Below are 17,872 nucleotides of genomic sequence, written 5' to 3'. Positions count from 1 at the left end.
CCAGATTATACAGCAAAGCATCTCACGACAAGTTCAAACCAGAGACGCGAGACACCTCATGACACAAGACAACAAGGCTTCAAAAAACCGCCCAGGCTATGCACAAATTCGCCAGATGAACCGTGGCAGCTACGATCGGGAGTTGGCTTATTCCATTTTGGACAAGGGCCTCATCGCCCATGTTGGCTTCATTTCGGAAGACAGACCAATGGTTATACCCATGGTCTACGCCCGCATTGACAATGTCCTTTTTATCCACGGCGCAAGCACGACCCGCATTATCAAACAGCAGAGCAATGGGACGCCAATAACACTCACTGTGACACTCCTTGACGGCCTCGTGGTCGCACGCTCCGCGTTCCACCTGTCCATGAATTATCGTTGCGCGATAGTGCATGGGTCTGCGCGGCCAGTCATGAGTGGTCAGGAAAAGACAACAGCAATGGCTGCGATCACAAATCACATGCTGCCAGGTCGCTGGAGTGAAAGTCGGCCTATGCTCGCCAAGGAGCTCAAAGGCACCGGTATTCTGGCTGTGGAGATCCAAGACGTCGCCACCAAGGTGCGAACCGGACAGCCTGTTGATGACCCGGAAGATCTCGAACTTGATATCTGGGCCGGCGTCGTCCCTGTCACAACCGCAATTGCAGAACCTTTGGCTGATCCGCTGATCAAGGATGATCTGCCGGTCCCCAATTCCATCAGGAATGCAAAACAGAAATTTGCTTGACCTCAGCACCTCAGGCACAAAAAACCCCGCGCCACTGGCGCGGGGTTAAACCCGATGGGAAGCTGTCAGAAAATTTAGCTGGAAGACAGAATGGTCTTCACTTTGCGGCAATACCGACGGCTGACAGGGTTCATCCGCTTGGCATAATGACCTGCATTATAGCGCAGGATCGTGCCGCAGACATCGCCAGAGGCACGCTGATGGGCACCTGCCAGATATTTCATACCCCATTCAAGATTCGTCTTCGGATCGTAAAGCGCTCTGGTTGACCCACGGTATCCCATACCTCGCGCAGTGGCTGGCTTGATCTGCATGAGACCAACTTCACCGGCACTGCCACGGGCACGCGGATTAAAGTTACTCTCGACCTGCACCACTGCCTTGGCAATTTTAAGCGGAACGCCGTGTTTGCGAGCAGCCGTTTTGATCATGCTAGCATAAGAAGACCGACGCGCAGATGTCTTCTTGCTGCTGCGGGACGCCGTCTTTTTGCCTTTCAGTGAGGCAGCCTGCTCCGTTCCATTCTTTGAGGCAGTTGTAACATCCTTGCCCGCATTGATGACCCGAATGACATCGCCCTGGCTGCGCCTTGAATCAATGGCCTCTTTGGGCTCAGCGCCATCGCTCTTGCGAACCTTAAGCGGCTCTGGGCGCACGAGCTCGGAACCTGATGAGGATGCATGAGACGAGCTAACTGCTGCCAGTGTTGTGAACGCCAGGCATGCAGCCAAGAGAACAGTATTTGTCGACTTAAACATTCAGTCGAGACCTTTTTTGTCTAGAAAATTGGATATCGCTTTGCTGACCGGAGAAATGACCGGGCTATTGGACGAAATTCAGCCCCTAATAATCACGATATATTTCAATATATAACAAACAAATGCCGGTAATTCGGGCAAATAATGCGTAATTTCTGCAGAAACAGGCATAATTGCGGCATAAATAAAACAAAATATGACAATAGTATATCATTACCGTGTCACTTGGCATTACTGCATGTCGCAATGCAGCATACAAAATTCAGCCTGTCCCCGTCTGAAGCATGGCACCGATACAACAGACTTAGGACCACAGTTCTCTAAAGACGAGGCAGTCCGGACAGCAATTTGTGCAAAGTCTCAACGGTGGATTGATCAACCACTCCGTCAACCTTACCTGCCCGAAAATGACGCTGAAAAGCAGTCACTGCATCTCTGGTCTTGTCGTCGAACTCGCCCGATATGTCGACGTCATAACCATAGATCGCAAGCATGGACTGCACCGCTTCCACAGGCTGGCCAGTCTCTCCGAACTGCATGAACAAGCCAGCGCTCTCCGCCGCAGGTTCCACATAATGGCCAATGCCATTCTCAGCCAGCCGGTCCCATGGGAATTTTTCGCCCGGATCTTCCTTACGCGCTGGTGCAATGTCTGAATGCGCCAGCACCATCCAAGGGGATATGGCGTGTCTTTGGCAGATATCAGCGCATAGGCTCATGACCGCCTCGATTTGCAGATCGGGAAACTCCCGATAGCCCCATTCATGGCCCGGATTAACAATCTCAACTCCAATCGATATGGAGTTGATATCGCGCTCGCCTTTCCAGAAACTCTGGCCTGCATGCCAGGCTCTGCGCGCCTCCGGCACGCACTGCAGAACACTGCCGTCTTCATGCACGAGATAATGCGCAGACACTTCTGCACGCGGATCGCAAAGACGGCGCAATGCCGCCTCCCCATCTTTCATCCCCGTGTAGTGAAGGATCAACATGTTGACCGAGGCACCCTCAGGCCGTTCACCGTGGTTCGGCGAGGGGTGAATTCGAGCTTTTACACCCGTGTCCGTTGCTGCGCTCACAGGCCTCTCTCCGCACTGATCTGGGCCCAGGCCACATTCAAGGCAGCGAGCCGGTCATTTGCAATCCGCACAAACGCCTCTGGAACACCTCGGGCAATCAATCTGTCCGGATGCGTTTCCTGAACTTCACGGCGATACCAGGCCTTGAGCTCCCCATCGCTTGCTTCAGGGCCAAGCCCGAGCACCGCGTAAGGGTTGCCATCTTCGCGCACGTGGCGCGCCATAATCCGTTTAAATTCCCGGTCATCAATGCCGAACACTTCTGCAACACGCGAAAGATAGCCAACTTCACTCTCGTGAACGAGGCCATCTGCCTTGGCAATGTGAAAAAGGCCATCGAGAATGTCGATCAATGTAAGACGATCATAAGGAAACAAATCGGCCAGTTTCTTGGCATAAACATCGAAGCCCGCAACATCTTCCTGCGCAAGATTGAACAACCTGGCAACATTGCGTTCCTCGCCAGCAGGAACCTCAAAAAGCTCTTGAAAAGCAAAAATTTCATCGGCAGTCACAACACCATCAGCCTTGGCCATTTTCGCTGACAAGGCGATCATCGCAACCGTAAAGCCAACCGTGTTGACCCCTTCAGGTTTTTCCAGGACAAGCTGGACAAGCCGATCAACGATCTGAGCGCCACCAGATCCGATTGCCGAGACGATGCTGGCAAGGCTGCTCCAAACGTTCAAGTCACACTCCTCGTCGAGGCCTTAAGAAAACCAATCACCCAAAGGGCGATGGAATCAAAACCAGCCCGGAACACTGTCGGTCTTATCGGGAGAACTTCGCAAGTGGAAGCCCGGCAAAAGGGCCATATTGGCGCGCCTTCGCACAAACAAATTCAGGGTTGCAAGACAGCCAGATTCACGATGGTTAAACCAATAAACACTAACCTAGCATCAATTGTCATTTTTGCAGAGAAGCCTAGCACATGAAACTAGCTATGAAGCGTGGGAATATATTGCTTTTCCTGTTCACAGCTTCGCTCGTCTTTTTGCTCGCAATGAGTATCTATATGACGAACCGTGGACTCAGCCACTGGCTCCTCAGTAACAATATAAATCAAACGCTTCAGCAAATTAGCAACGCAATTTCCTCCACCGGAAGCTCACAGGAATTCGCGACCCTGTTCAAAGTCAGGAATGCGCAGGATCCAGGTCCCTCGTCCGGAATGCGCTTGTCCAAAGGCAACACGCCAGAGGTTTCACCCAAAGCCCTCACAGCCAATCCTGCTACCGAAGTTTCAAACTTGCTCAACGCATCCCTGTCCGGAGCGCTGGCCCCCTCAGAATTGATCTCTGTCTACATCGCCTCTGAAAATGAACTTTCCCAAAGTCCGATCTTTTCTCCGCAGCTGAAGCAATTTGTCAAAAACAGCGGACTTTCAGAGGCCAGCCTCAGTCAAACTCTTGCCCAGCTTCCAAAGGCAACCGCCCCCTTCACCGAATTGGGCATGGATTGGCTCGGCCAGAAGAACCGCAGATCGTTTGTCATCGTACCGCATTTCTTTGCCGGGCAGCCTGACGGTGCCATGATCATTGTCGCTGATCATTCGCCCCAAATCAGCAATCTGGCGACGATTACAGGTGTTGGAAGTATCGTCATTTCCGTTCTGTGCCTCGCCTCTTTCTCACTCGCAGCACTTCTGCTGTGGATGCGATTTCATGACCAGATCAAGAAAAACCAGGACATTGAGTATCTCGCCCATCACGACCCTTTGACGGGACTGCCCAATCGCGCGGTCTTTAGCGCAAAGCTGAATGAATCCCTTCGCCAGGTTCAGGCAAAGGCGACCAACATGGGCGTAATGCTGATCGACGTCGATAAATTCAAGGCGATCAACGACACTTACGGCCATGGAACCGGCGACATCTTCCTTCAGGTCATTTCAGACCGCCTGCGCTCCGTCTTTGGCAATCATCTGGTGGCCCGCCTCTCCGGCGATGAATTCGCTGTGATGATCAAGTCCGTTTCCGATGTTGCTAGGTTGACCAAACTCGCATCCGATATGATTGCCGCCACCAAAGCGCCCTGCGTGATCGATGGCAAGGAGCTGAAAATGTCTCTCTCCATCGGCATTGCGCGGGCAACAGACGGCAACTGGCGTGCTTCACGACTGCTGCATTGCGCCGATCTGGCCCTTTATCGCGCCAAGCACTCCGGTCGTTCGACCTTCTCTTGGTATACAGCGGACATGGATGTTGACGCACAAAAGCGGAAGGAAATCGAAGCCGATCTGGTCAAGGCCCTTAAATTTGATCAATTCGACATCCTCTACCAGCCGCAGTATTCCCTCATCGACAATAAATTGAAGGCTTACGAAGCCTTGATAAGATGGGAGCATCCCTCCAAAGGCACGATCTCACCTGACAATTTCATTCCTGTCGCTGAGGATTGCGGCTTGATCGAAGCGATTGGTGATTGGGTTCTCGTCCATGCCTGCAAGGAGGCCGCAAGCTGGGAAGATACCAGCCTCTGCGTGGCGGTGAATGTGTCAGCCGATCAATTCATTCCCGGCGTGACAGAGCAAAAGGTTGCCGAAGCCCTGCGCTTGAGCAAACTCGCGCCCGAACGCCTGGAAATTGAAATTACCGAAAACATCCTGATCGCAAACACGAAAGCGGTCGTTGAAACGCTGAAAAACATTCGTTCAATGGGTGTTTCAATCGCAATGGACGACTTCGGGACAGGCTATTCATCGCTGAGTTACCTGAGCCGGTTCCCGTTCGACAAAATCAAGATTGACCACAGCTTCATCAAGAACTTGGGCAAGAGCACGTACACTGATGCGATTGTGACATCAATCGTTGGCATCGGTCGCTCACTCGACGTCTTGATCACCGCTGAGGGCGTTGAAAACGCGGAACAGGTAACGCTCCTGCGCGCAGCCGGCTGCAATCTGGTTCAAGGTTTCTTGCTCGGCAGACCGGCCTCAGTGAAGTCCCATGAAACCCTCAGGGCGCGGCAAGCTCAGGATCCGATGCTCATAGATCCGCTGGCACGCCAACTCCACAGCAGAATCCCCGAAGCAGCCGAGCCGATCCAGCTCAGTGAGCCTGCACCGCACAAGGAAACCACTGACAAAGCCGTCAAGGATATGGAACTCTTGCTCCGGGACGAACAGTAACCAGGGCAAGCCCGACAACTGCCGTTTGCCTCCCCCGGAGCATTAAATAGCCCGCTGATTGACCCTTTCGGACAATTCCTTGGCACTCTCTTTGCGTTCAGAATATCGATCAACCAGATAGTCCGAGCGTCCGCGCAAGAGCAATGTGAACTTCACCAGCTCCTCCATCACATCGACGACACGATCATAAAGAGCAGACGGCTTCATCCGGCCATCTTCTTCGAATTCCAGAAACGCTTTTGGCACAGATGACTGATTGGGGATCGTCACCATGCGCATCCAACGACCAAGAACCCGCATCTGATTGAGTGCATTGAAGGACTGGGACCCGCCAGAGACCTGCATGAGCGCAAGAACCTTGCCCTGTGTCGGGCGAACAGCGCCAAGGCTCAAGGGTATCCAGTCAATTTGAGCCTTCAAGATGCCGGTCATTGCCCCGTGGCGTTCCGGCGAACACCAGACTTGTCCTTCCGACCAGGCACATAGATCGCGCAATTCCTGAACCTTGGGATGCTCTGGACCTTCATCATCGGGAAGTGGCAAACCGGACGGGTCAAAAATTTTCACATCGGCCCCAAACCGCGTCAGAAGGCGTGCAGCCTCCTCGCTCAAAAGGCGGCTGTAGGATCGCTCGCGCAAGGATCCATAAAGCAGCAAGATCCGGGGGGGATGATCCATCTCTGAGGCAGCAAACAATCGCGCTTCATCAATTTCAGGAAGAAGGTCGGCGCTCAACGCAGGAAACGCAGCATCCGGCAAAGAACCATCACTCACTTGCTTGCCTCGCCATTCACAACATCGCCGTCTTCCTTCACAAACCGTCCAACGGCCTCGACATCAAGAAGTTCCAGGACTTTTTCAGACGGCCGACAAAGGGCAACGCCCTTGTCACTCACAACGATAGGACGATTGATCAAGATTGGATGCTCCATCATGAAATCAATCAGCTGATCATCACTCCAGGTATCAGATGCAAGCCCCAGCTCATCGAACGGTGTTCCCTTCTGGCGCAGAAGATCACGCGCAGAGATGCCCATCCGCTGGATCAGCTGAACCAATTCATCTCGGCTTGGCGGGGTCTTGAGATATTCAATGACCGTCGGTTCCTCGCCCGACTTCCTGATCATCTCCAGGGTGTTGCGGGAAGTCCCGCAGTTTGGGTTATGATAGATGGAAATGGCCATCGTCTCAGCAGTCCTCTTGGTTCAGGCGGCTTGATACGCCGCAAATTTCCGGATGCCCACCGCAACAGTCCTCGGTCAAAAAACCAAGCAGCCCGCGCATTTTTTCAAAGGCAACCGAATAAACAATCCGGCGACCCTCCCGGCGAGTGACCAGAAGGCCTGCCCGCTCGAGCGTGGTGAGATGAAAAGACATGCGCGTTGGCGCAATGGCCAGCGTTCCAGCGACTTCCCCCGAAGCCAGCCCATCCGGACCCGCTTGCATCAAGAGCCGGAAGGCCGCAAGGCGATCTCCCTGCGCAAGGGCCCCAAGGGCTTTTACAGCATCAGCATCATTCATATTTCGATACTACAAGAAATTTTGTATTATACAAGAATGAAAAGACAAAAATCGAAGTTACGATTTAACTAAAACTGCATGGGGATTATATTACATCGCAGCGGCGGCGCGGGCTGCCTGATCATAATTGCCAGAAACAAGGCGAAGAGTGGCTGCCAGTTTAGACAGCTCATTCTCATCAAGACCAAGCGCCTTCATTGGCTCAACCAGCAAGGCTTCCCTCAGGCGTCGGTACTCGAGACATGCGTTTTCACCCGATGCGGTGATCTTCGCGATCTTTTCCTTGCCCCGCCGCCCAGATTCAACCAAGCCACTTTTCTCAAGCTTTTTGAGAGCATAGGTCACAGTGTGGGTATCTTCGATATTCAGCACCAGGCAGAGATCAGCCAAGGTCTTCACCCTGCCCCGATGATTGACAGAGTGCAAAACCTGCACGTCCAGGGCGCTCAAACCTTCGCTGCCGCTTGCCGCCATACAACGCACCATCCAACGCTGATAAGCATTGACCATCATGGTCACGGCAAATTCAATCTCTGACAGCGCGGGCATCGCCCCCGAAGCCAGATGAGAGGCTGAGACCACAGGGCCGATGCTGTTGCGCGCCGCTGGAATGTCATCACTCATATCTGCTCCCTCACGATATCGCCCGGCTTCGCATTGCCGAATCTTTTCTGGCGTATCCTATGCAATTTATCGCATTTGGCGGGAATACCAACCAGTCAGAAACAATCCAATTTGGCTCCCATTGTCAGCCTATCAAGCAGCTTTCCTATTTGGACAGCATACTCTCCGGCAACCAGAGCGCCAGACCTGGAAAGGCAATAATCAACACGACAGCAAGCACCATCAGAAGGAAAAACGGCAGAGCCATCCTGGCCACCTTGAAGATGTTGTAACCTGTCATGCCTTGCAGAACGAAGAGGTTGAAGCCAACCGGCGGCGTGATCTGGCTCATTTCAACCACCAGAACCAGATAAATGCCAAACCAGATGAGATCCAGACCAGCCTGCTGAACCATCGGCAAGATGACAGATGTGGTCAGCACCACAACCGAGATACCATCGAGAAAACAACCAAGCACCACGAAGAACACCGTCAGTGCCGCCAACAACTGCAAAGGCGAGAGCCCAAGAGAGCCGATCCAGCCAGCAAGCTCGCGCGGAATGCCGGTAAAGCCCATGGCGACCGTCAAGAAGGCAGCCCCTGCCAGAATAAAGGCAATCATGCAGGATGTGCGCGTTGCCCCCATCAAAGCATCCATGAAGCTCTTGCGGTTCAATGTACCCGAAGCCCAGGACAGCAAGAGAGACAGAACGACACCGATGGCAGCAGCTTCCGTCGGCGCGGCAAGGCCTGCGTAGATCGACCCGATCACGCCAGCAATCAGCCCGATCACCGGGAACAAACGCCGTGTGGCTTTCAACCGCTCGACAAACGGAACAGGCTCTTCCTGAGGCGGCATCTTGGCCCGGTTCAGGCTCGCCCAGATGGCAACATAGCCCATGAACAGAAGACACAGCATGGCGCCTGGCAGAATACCTGCCATGAAAAGCCGCGCGATGGACTGTTCCGTTGCAGCGCCATAGACAATCAGGATGATGGACGGAGGGATCAGGAGACCAAGCGTGCCGGAGCCCGCAAGGGTTCCGATTGCCATAACCTCGTCATAGCCGCGCCGTTTCAATTCTGGCAGCGACATTTTCCCAATCGTCGCCGTGGTGGCTGCAGAAGAACCTGAGACGGCCGCGAAAATGCCGCAGCCCAGAATATTCACATGCAGCAAACGCCCTGGCAGGTTTCGCATCCAGGGAGAAAGGCCTGCGAACATGTCTTCGGACAAGCGCGAGCGAAACAGGATCTCACCCATCCAGATGAACATGGGCAGTGCCGTCAAGTCCCAGGAGTTGGCAGCCCCCCAGACCGTGGTGGCCAGAACCGCCCCGGTGGGCGCTGACACCAGCAACATCATGGCAACAAGAGCCACGGCAAACAGCGCCACAGCAACCCAGATGCCGGTGGCCAGTGCCGCCAGCATGCCAATGCCAAGACAAAAGGCAATGAGGGAAAGGTCCATTATTCCACTCCCTCAATCGCATCGCCGCGCTCTGCAACGGCATAACTTGGTGATCGCCCTAAAAGTACGCCCAAAAGGTCATCCGCCAGGGAAATGGCAAACACCGTAACGCCAAGGGTCATCACCGATTGCGGGATCCACAAGGGCACTGGAATAATGCCGAATGACACCTCGTGATAAAGATAACTATCGTAGGCAAGCAAGCCTGCATGCCAACTGAAATAGGTCAGAAGAGCCAGTGAAACCGCAAGGCACCAGAACTCAAAAAACCGGGTGAATTTTGGCGGCACCAGTTGCAGGAGAATGGAGACCCGGATGTGATCCCCCATGCGCATGGTCGAGGCCAGCGCCAGAAACGAGGCTCCGACCAACAAGAACCCGGCGAACTCGGCAAGTGATGGCACCAGCAGCCCCAGAGGCTCCATGCCTAACAGCTTGCGTCCGCCATCAATCAGGCGTCCGAGAACCTGGGCCACAACCATAAGGGCGATGGTAACGAGACAGGTGGCCGCAAGACCGCCCGCGAGCCGATAAAGCCCGTCAAGAAAGGCACGCATTGGCAGGGTCTCCAGTGCAGGGAAGATTATAAAAAAGAAGCCTGACCCGGGTTTCATGAATAAGATCATGAACCTGGACCAGGCTTGCTCTAACAGTGCTTACTTGGAAAACGCTTCCACGATGGCAACGCCATCAGCACCGGCACTTTCCTGCCATTCACCAACCATGGTCGCGCCAATTTCCTTCAATGAAGCCTGCAAGGCTTCCGAAGGAGCAGCAACCATGATGCCATTGTCCTTCAGGATCTTGGTCTTCGAAGCTGTTTCTGCCTTTGATGCTTCCCAACCACGTGTTTCCGCTGTTGCAGCAGCTTCCAGAACAACGGCCTTTTCAGCGTCAGACAGAGCGTCAAATGCGCCCTTGTTGACGATCACCATGTTCTTAGGCAGCCAAGCCTGCGTGTCGTAGTAGTGATCCAGGTAATCCCAGGCTTTGGAATTTGCACCCGTCGACGGCGACGTGATCATCGCTTCAACACGGCCCGTGGAAAAAGCTGTCGGCAAATCCGGAACTTCGACCTGGGTCGGAACCGCACCAGCGAGCTGCGCCAAGCGTTCGGTTGAGGCGTTATAGGCACGGAACTTGAGGCCCTTCAGGTCATCAATCGTGTTGATGTCCTTCTTGGCGTAGATGCCCTGTGGTGGCCATGGCACTGTGTAGAGAAGCTGCAGGCCCTGCGCTGCAAGCTTTTCTTCCAATGCAGGCTTTGACGCCTGATAGAGTTTCCAGGCCGCATCATAAGAAGCGGCCATGAATGGAACACTATCAACACCGAAAACCGGATCTTCGTTGGAAAGGCGCGAAATCAGCACTTCCCCAATGGGAGCAAGTCCCTTGCGGACAGCGTTCTTGATTTCCGGGTGTTTGAACAAGGAACCTGCGGAATGAACCTGGATAGCCAGGGATCCGTCAGTCTTCTCGGTCACTTCTTCAGCAAACTTGGCAATGTTCTGAGTGTGGAAATTGCTATCGCCATAAGGCGTCGGCATGTCCCATTTTGTCTCGGCCGATGCCATTGTCAAACCGGCAAGACCAAAAGCAGCAGCAGCGACCAAACGCGCGCCCGCCACCGAAATACGACCTGTATGCAGCATTTTATTCTCCTCTTGGAAGCGGGACTTTGTCCTCGTTTACACCGCCTGACTGTTTCATCCAGACTGTGATAGCCCTACGCTAGCCGCACAATTCACAAACATCAACAATTTATCGACAAATTATCAAAATGACTTAAATCTGTCGAAAAAATCCATATGGAGAGCAATGTTATGGCCACGAGTTATGACGTCCTGGTTCCCGGCTCCAGCCTTGCATTCGAGGGCGGTTTTTTTGGCATTTCCTCAATTGTGTTGATTGAGGCCGCTGGGAAGCGCGCCCTTTTCGATTGCGGACACGGAACCACCCGGCGCCTCCTGCTGGAAGCTTTGGCGCGCAAAGACCTGAAACCTTCCGACATAGACCTTCTGATTTTCTCGCACGCCCATTTCGATCATGTCCTCAACATGGATGTCTTCCCGAACGCGCCCATTCTCATGAGCCAGGACGAGCGGGATTACATCGAAGCGCCCTTTGAAGATGACCCTGCAACGCCGCGCTACATGCCAGCGCTGCTTGCCCAGCGCGACGTTCAGCTGGTCAATGGCCAAGCAGAAATATTGCCGGGCGTCACTCTCTTCCCGACACCTGGTCACGCGCCGGGACATGTCTCGCTGGAATTGACAACGAATGGCAGTCCCGTTGTTCTGGCAGCTGATGCCCTGAAGACCGCCCGTGAAGCCCTCTCCGGCATCCCCGACATGGAAATTGATCCGCAAAAGCGCGGCAAGGCATCCATCCAGCAGGTGCTGCGCAGAGGCCGGACCATCGTCCCTGGCCATTTCCCAACCCTTTACAAGGATGAAGCCGGTGCAATCAGCTGGACCGATGTTCAGGAACTGCCCCTCCTGATCCGCTAAGATCAAAGGGATGATCACGATCAAAAAAGCGGGACTGTGCTTCTTTAAGATCCAGTTTTATGTGCCTGAACCCTCGGCGTGTATGAATAGCCAGCAAAGCAATCATATGTCAGCATGTGATTTGATAAAGCCCGCTCGGTTGATTCAGATTATACGGGAAGAATAAGAGGCCCGCACAAGCAGATGTCACTTGAAGAACATCACACAGAGAATATGGGAAAGAGGCTTTGGCGCACTCCAGATCGCCACCAATTCGCCCTCAGTGCCGTTCTCATCATTGGCGCTGTTCTGCGCCTGTGGCATCTGGACAGAACCAGCCTGTGGTATGACGAGGCGGTATCATGGAGCCAGTCGAACGGCAGCTTGGCGCACCTCGTCACCAGCGTTGCCTCCGACAATTATCCTCCACTGCATAATCTCCTGCTCTGGCTCACCATGCCCGTTTTGGGCGACACTGAATTTGCACTGCGTCTTCCCTCGGCGGTGGCTGGCATTGTCTCTATCTGGCTGATCTACGAGCTGGGCAAACTGGTGTTCGATCAAAACACCGGGCTGCTTGCCGCTCTCCTGCTCGCGCTGTCTCCATTTCACATCTGGTTTTCGACAGAAGCCCGCATGTATGCCTTGTTCGCCTTCACGGGACTGGCGTTTCTGATTGCGCTCTTCAAAACGCTTCAAGGTGGGCGGTTAATCTGGCCCCTTTTGACAGCTTTCTTCGGGGCGGCCTTTCTCTACAGCCATATCTATGCAACCTTTGCCATCGCATGTGTCGGCAGTGTTCTTCTGCTGCAACTGGCATTGGGACACGCCGAGCCAGACAAGATAAATCGGAAAGCGCAACTGCGCGCCCTCGCGGCTCTGCTCGCTGCGACCTGCCTGTTCCTGCCTTGGCTCGTCATTCTTGCAACCCGCGCAAAGGATGTGGTCAGCAATGGCTTCTGGATTGCCACTCCTGACTGGCAATTCCTCACCGTCATGGTCAGGGACATGGCCGGTTCGGAATATCTGTTTCTGGCGCTTGTCGCGCTCTGCCTTGTTGCAATTCTTCCCAAGACACAAAAGTCAGCCCAATCTGGAGCAAGGCGGAACGAAGTCTGGCTTTTGGCGGCCTATTGTTTCGGATCATTTGTCATCGCCTATGCCTTGTCGATCCTGCTCAGGCCGATTCTGTTCGACCGCTATCTTATCGCCTCCTGGCCAGTATTGCTGCTGCTCTCAGCAGCTGGTGCTTCACGACTTGGCACAAGGATCGGACCCATTGCCCTCATGGCCCTGACGTTCTGGCTGACGGCTCAACCGCTGTCTTTTACCCTGGCGGAAAAAATCAGACCGCAGTGGCGTGACATAACCTACATCTATATTGAAGGCAGACAGGATGAGGCCCCTCTCCTGCTTCACAAGGGCTTTGCCCTGCCTGCTCTGACCTATTATCTACGCGAACAACAAGCCGTCCAAACGCTGGATAACACAAACAACCTGACAAGCCTGCTCAGCCTGAAAGGTCCGGAAACCTGGCTCTTGTTCGCCCACAGCAGTCAGGCTGAGATGGACGCTATTCTCGGCCAGAGCCCGCCCTTTTATATTGAGACCGGCAGATGGCGATCCTTCGGCTGGGGCGAAAGTGGCCTGACCCTCATCCGCCTCTCAAACGAAGCCAATTCAGTGAAGTAAAGTTGCCGGAGCACCACTGCGGACAACGGCCTCAATATTTTCATTTATAATTTATCGACATTTTGTCATCGTTATTCTAAGCTCACTCCACACCAGTTTTCAAAACCAGGGCAAAAGACACCTGGAACCGACAAGAGGGTTACTGAAATGACGGCAATGTGGGATTTCTGGATCGACCGCGGTGGCACCTTTACCGACATCGTCGGAAGAGCCCCGGATGGCAGCATTCACCCCCACAAGGTTCTGTCAGAGAACCCGGAAGCCTATCGCGATGCCGCCATCCAAGGCATTCGTGAACTGATGGGTATTGAGACCGGCGCGCCAATCCCAGCTGGCCAGATTGCAACCGTCAAGATGGGCACAACAGTGGCGACGAACGCACTGCTGGAGCGCAAGGGCGAACGCACTGCGCTGTTCATCACGGAGGGCTTCCGCGACGCTCTGGAGATCGGCTATCAGGCCCGTCCGGATATTTTCGCCAAGGAAATCATCAAGCCCGAACTGCTGTATGAAGCAGTCCACGAGATCAGTGAACGTATTCGCGCCGACGGCACGCTTGAAAAGCCGCTGGATAAAGCCGCAGCTAGCAAAGCCCTGCAGAGCGCCTATGATGATGGCATCCGCTCCATCGCTATTGTCCTGATGCACGCTTACGCCTACCCGGACCATGAAGTTACGCTCGGAAAAATCGCCGAGGACATCGGCTTCCCGCAGATCTCAATCTCACATAAAGCCTCGCCGCTGATGAAGTTGGTTGGCCGTGGCGATACCACCGTCGTCGATGCCTATCTGTCGCCGATCCTGCGCCGCTATGTGCAGCAAGTTCAGGATGAGCTGGGCGCAGGCCCACGCCTGATGTTCATGCAGTCCTCCGGCGGCTTGACGGCAGCCGACCTGTTCCAGGGCAAGGATGCGATCCTGTCCGGCCCTGCAGGCGGCGTTGTCGGTGCTGTTGAAACCTCCCGCATGGCCGGTTTCGACAAGATCATCGGCTTCGACATGGGCGGCACCTCCACCGATGTCTGCCATTACGATGGCGACTACGAGCGGGCTTTTGAGACCGAAGTCGCCGGTGTGCGCATGCGCGCGCCGATGATGATGATCCACACGGTTGCGGCCGGTGGCGGCTCGATCCTGCATTACAAGGACGGCCGTTTCCAGGTCGGGCCGGACAGCGCAGGCGCAAACCCCGGACCAAGCTGCTATCGCCGTGGCGGTCCTTTGACCGTGACCGATGCCAACTTGATGACTGGCAAGCTCGCCCCAGATTTCTTCCCGAAGATCTTCGGACCGAACCGAGACGAACCGCTTGACGATATCGCGGTTAAGACCAAATTCGCCGAGATGGCATCTGAAATTGGCGATGGCCGATCAGCAGAAGTTGTCGCTGACGGTTTCCTGAAGATTGCCGTCGAGAACATGGCCAATGCCATCAAGAAAATCTCGGTGCAGCGCGGTTATGATGTCACCGACTACGCCCTGACCTGCTTCGGCGGCGCGGGCGGACAGGCTGGCTGCCGGGTCGCCGACAGCCTCGGCATGAAGACCGTGATCCTGCATCCGTTCTCCGGCATTCTGTCGGCCTATGGCATGGGCCTGGCTGACATTCGCGCCAACCGCCAGATGGCTGTCGTGAAGACCCTTGAAGAAGCCCTTCTGCCCGCACTCGCCAAACTGCGCGGCGAATTGGCAGCCGTGACAGAGGCAGAACTCGAAGCCCAGAGCATTTCAGCAGCAAACCGCGAAACCCGCACCATCGCGCATCTGCGCTATGACGGCACGGACACGCCGCTGCCAGTGACTCTTGGCGGCGTTGCGGAAATGCGCGCAGCTTTTGAAGATGCGCACAAAAAGCAGTTCGGCTTTGCCTATCAGGAAAAGCCGGTTGTCGTTGAGGCGTTGGAAGTGGAAACATTTGGCGGCGGCGCAGGCATTGCCGAGCCAGATCATACGCTCAGCTCCGATGATGCTGCTGCGACAAAGACCACGCGTTTCTTCTCAGATGGCGACTGGCATGACGCCAGCATCTATGCCCGAAACGTCCTGAAGCCAGGCATGCGCGTTGCCGGCCCTGCCCTGATCATCGAACCCCACGCCACCATCGTTGTGGAACCGGGCTGGGATGCGCAAATCAACGCCAAGGATCATGTGATCCTGAACCGAGTTGTGCCGCTGGAGCGGGCAGATGCCATCGGCACCAAAGCCGATCCGGTCATGCTGGAGGTCTTCAACAACCTCTTCATGTCCATCGCCGAGCAAATGGGCGTCACGCTGCAGAACACGGCCTATTCGGTCAACATCAAGGAACGGCTGGACTTCTCCTGCGCGGTGTTCAATGCAGACGGCGCTCTGGTTGCCAATGCGCCGCATATGCCAGTGCATCTGGGTTCCATGGATCGGTCCGTGGAAACCGTGATCAAACTCAACAAGGGCAAGATCAAGCCCGGCGATGTCTTCGCCCTGAACGCGCCCTACAACGGCGGCACCCATCTGCCGGACATCACGGTCGTCTCGCCGGTGTTTGACGATGAAGGCCAGGAAATCCTGTTCTGGTCCGCCTCCCGAGGTCACCACGCAGATGTCGGCGGCTCGGCTCCCGGCTCCATGACCCCGCTGGCCACCACCGTCGATGAAGAAGGTGTCCTTTTCGACAACTTCAAGATCGTTGATGAAGGCCGGTTCTGCGAGGCAGAGCTGGTGGATCTCCTGACCGATCACAAATACCCGGCCCGTAACCCGCACCAGAACGTGGCCGATCTGTCGGCGCAGATTGCCGCCAATGAAAAAGGCACCCAGGAACTGCGCAAGATGGTCAGCCATTTTGGCCTCGATGTAGTCCAAGCCTACATGGGCCATGTTCAGGACAACGCTGAGGAAAGCGTGCGCCGGGTCATTTCTGCGCTGACAGACAGCGAAACTGAATACCCGACCGATCAAGGCTCTATCATCAAGGTCAAGATCACCGTCGACAAGAACAAGCGCGAAGCCACGGTCGATTTCACCGGAACGTCCGGCGTCAAGCCGAACAACTTCAACGCCCCTGAACCTGTCACACGCGCCGCAGTGCTCTATTGCTTCCGCGTGATGGTCGAAGGCGATATCCCGATGAATGCGGGCTGTCTGAAGCCAATCAACATCATCCTGCCGGATGACTGCATGCTGAGGCCATCCTATCCAGCAGCCGTCGTCGCCGGGAATGTGGAAACCTCACAGCATGTGACCAACGCGCTGTTTGCAGCTCTTGGGGCCATGTCGAACAGTCAGGGCACGATGAACAACCTGACCTTCGGCAATGACACCTATCAGTATTATGAAACCATCTGCTCCGGATCTCCGGCAGGCCCAGGTTTCAACGGCACCGATGGCGTCCATGTCCACATGACCAATTCACGCCTGACCGATCCGGAAATCCTTGAGTTCCGCTTTCCGGTGCTTTTGGAAGACTTCCACATTCGCAAAAGCTCTGGCGGCAAGGGAAAATGGCATGCTGGCGATGGCACCAAGCGGACACTACGCTTCCTGGAACGCATGGACTGCGCCATCCTTGCATCGCACCGAACCCTCAAGGCAAAGGGCATGCTAGGCGGCGAAGACGGCGAATTGGGTCGCACGGAAGTCCGCCGTCTGGATGGCAAGGTTGAAGTCTTGAAAGGCTGTGACCAGACCATTCTGGAAGCCGGAGAAGCTGTCACCGTAATCACCCCGACCGCAGGCGGGTGGGGCAAGGCCTAAAGGCCTGTCTCAGAGAACGATACCACCTCGGCCGAACACCTGTTCGGTCGGGGAGGTCAATCGATCAAGTGGATCATCATAGTATCTGACCTAGATACCAGGGTCTGCCCAGGGTCTGCACAGCCGACGTTTTAGAGAGCATGGAGCTCTATCGGGCTTTCTTGAGAGCCTTTTTGGCTTGTTTCAATTTCGCCTTTTGCTTCTTCAGCTTGGCCAACCGGTTCTTCACCTCCTTGCGAAGCTCCTTGGCAGTCGGCCTGGACTTGTTTTCCCCAGCCCCGAGTTTATCAGACGCGGTTTCTTCAGGCTTGGCTTCCTCGACCTTCGTTTCCTCCGGTTTTGGCGCTACGGCTTTCTCTTGAACAGCCTTTACTGGCTTTACCCGGACTTCAGAAACCGGCTTCGATGCCTTTTCTTTTTTTACGGTGTTGCCTGCCGCACCTGCATTATTCGCTATTAATTTTGCATTTTCAATCAGCAGCTTGGCGCGCGATGGCCCAACGCCTGGAACTGCGAGAAGATCGTCCATCGGCATGCTGATCAGCTTTTCAGCCGTATCGACACCTTTTCCGGCGAGGGTCGCCGCAAGGGTAGGTCCAACACCCTTCACCTCAGAGATTGATGACATATTATTTCCTTAAAACTACACTTCCATATAAAACAATCAGAG

At 54.7% G+C, this 17,872-nt stretch carries 16 protein-coding genes; 5 read left to right on the top strand and 11 right to left on the bottom strand.

Going from position 1 to position 17,872, the window contains the following annotated elements; genetic code table 11:
• Positions 1-58 precede the first annotated feature (58 nt).
• Entirely contained in the window at positions 59-730 is a 672-nt protein-coding gene (locus V6575_RS11325) for a pyridoxamine 5'-phosphate oxidase family protein (RefSeq protein WP_340274440.1), read from the top strand.
• Positions 731-804: 74 nt separating this feature from the next.
• Here V6575_RS11325 and V6575_RS11320 read toward each other — a convergent pair whose 3' ends face one another.
• From V6575_RS11320 to V6575_RS11310, 3 genes are all read right to left on the bottom strand, one after another.
• Positions 805-1,299, bottom strand: coding sequence for a lytic transglycosylase domain-containing protein (locus tag V6575_RS11320; protein ID WP_340274614.1), 495 nt, complete (start codon positions 1,297-1,299; stop codon positions 805-807).
• Between the two features lie 509 nt (positions 1,300-1,808).
• A complete protein-coding gene (locus V6575_RS11315; RefSeq protein WP_340274439.1) occupies positions 1,809-2,567 on the bottom strand; it encodes an N-acetylmuramoyl-L-alanine amidase in 759 nt (252 codons plus the stop codon).
• A complete protein-coding gene (locus V6575_RS11310; RefSeq protein ID WP_340274438.1) occupies positions 2,564-3,256 on the bottom strand; it encodes a TerB family tellurite resistance protein in 693 nt (230 codons plus the stop codon). The genes V6575_RS11315 and V6575_RS11310 overlap by 4 nt, the downstream gene beginning before the upstream one ends.
• A 326-nt stretch (positions 3,257-3,582) precedes the next feature.
• Between V6575_RS11310 and V6575_RS11305 the strand changes: the two genes are divergently transcribed.
• A complete protein-coding gene (locus tag V6575_RS11305) occupies positions 3,583-5,694 on the top strand; it encodes a putative bifunctional diguanylate cyclase/phosphodiesterase (protein WP_340274437.1) in 2,112 nt (703 codons plus the stop codon).
• Positions 5,695-5,736: 42 nt separating this feature from the next.
• Here the strand turns inward: V6575_RS11305 and arsH are convergent, their stop codons facing one another.
• The 7 genes from arsH to V6575_RS11270 form a co-directional block, all read right to left on the bottom strand.
• On the bottom strand, positions 5,737-6,429 hold the full coding sequence (gene arsH, locus V6575_RS11300; RefSeq protein WP_340274613.1) for an arsenical resistance protein ArsH: 693 nt from the start codon (positions 6,427-6,429) through the stop codon (positions 5,737-5,739).
• A 35-nt stretch (positions 6,430-6,464) separates the two neighbouring features.
• Complete coding sequence (gene arsC / locus V6575_RS11295; protein WP_340274436.1) at positions 6,465-6,878, bottom strand: arsenate reductase (glutaredoxin); 414 nt, start codon at positions 6,876-6,878, stop codon at positions 6,465-6,467.
• A 4-nt stretch (positions 6,879-6,882) separates the two neighbouring features.
• Positions 6,883-7,215: an ArsR/SmtB family transcription factor gene (locus tag V6575_RS11290; protein ID WP_340274435.1), complete on the bottom strand. Its 333-nt coding sequence runs from the start codon at positions 7,213-7,215 to the stop codon at positions 6,883-6,885.
• Between the two features lie 90 nt (positions 7,216-7,305).
• Complete coding sequence (locus tag V6575_RS11285; protein ID WP_340274434.1) at positions 7,306-7,839, bottom strand: winged helix DNA-binding protein; 534 nt, start codon at positions 7,837-7,839, stop codon at positions 7,306-7,308.
• Between the two features lie 145 nt (positions 7,840-7,984).
• Complete coding sequence (locus V6575_RS11280; protein WP_340274433.1) at positions 7,985-9,289, bottom strand: TRAP transporter large permease; 1,305 nt, start codon at positions 9,287-9,289, stop codon at positions 7,985-7,987.
• Positions 9,289-9,846, bottom strand: coding sequence for a TRAP transporter small permease (locus V6575_RS11275; protein WP_340274432.1), 558 nt, complete (start codon positions 9,844-9,846; stop codon positions 9,289-9,291). Before V6575_RS11275 ends, V6575_RS11280 begins: the two co-directional genes overlap by 1 nt.
• 99 nt (positions 9,847-9,945) lie before the next feature.
• The gene (locus V6575_RS11270; protein ID WP_340274431.1) at positions 9,946-10,941 is read right to left on the bottom strand and encodes a TRAP transporter substrate-binding protein; all 996 of its coding nucleotides are present in this window, start codon (positions 10,939-10,941) and stop codon (positions 9,946-9,948) included.
• Positions 10,942-11,112: 171 nt separating this feature from the next.
• On the opposite strand from V6575_RS11270, the gene V6575_RS11265 reads away from it, so the two are divergent.
• From V6575_RS11265 to V6575_RS11255, 3 genes are all read left to right on the top strand, one after another.
• Positions 11,113-11,799, top strand: coding sequence for an MBL fold metallo-hydrolase (locus tag V6575_RS11265; RefSeq protein ID WP_340274430.1), 687 nt, complete (start codon positions 11,113-11,115; stop codon positions 11,797-11,799).
• A 183-nt stretch (positions 11,800-11,982) separates the two neighbouring features.
• On the top strand, positions 11,983-13,470 hold the full coding sequence (locus tag V6575_RS11260) for a glycosyltransferase family 39 protein (protein ID WP_340274429.1): 1,488 nt from the start codon (positions 11,983-11,985) through the stop codon (positions 13,468-13,470).
• 147 nt (positions 13,471-13,617) lie between these two features.
• The gene (locus tag V6575_RS11255) at positions 13,618-17,202 is read left to right on the top strand and encodes a hydantoinase B/oxoprolinase family protein (protein ID WP_340274428.1); all 3,585 of its coding nucleotides are present in this window, start codon (positions 13,618-13,620) and stop codon (positions 17,200-17,202) included.
• 148 nt (positions 17,203-17,350) lie between these two features.
• Here V6575_RS11255 and V6575_RS11250 read toward each other — a convergent pair whose 3' ends face one another.
• Complete coding sequence (locus V6575_RS11250) at positions 17,351-17,830, bottom strand: helix-hairpin-helix domain-containing protein (RefSeq protein WP_340274427.1); 480 nt, start codon at positions 17,828-17,830, stop codon at positions 17,351-17,353.
• Between the last annotated feature and the right edge of the window lie 42 nt (positions 17,831-17,872).

The organism is Roseibium algae (assembly GCF_037783265.1).
Classification (GTDB): domain Bacteria; phylum Pseudomonadota; class Alphaproteobacteria; order Rhizobiales; family Stappiaceae; genus Roseibium; species Roseibium algae.
The sequence above is the reverse complement of the archived record's forward strand: the minus strand, read 5'-3'. Positions and strand labels throughout refer to the sequence as shown.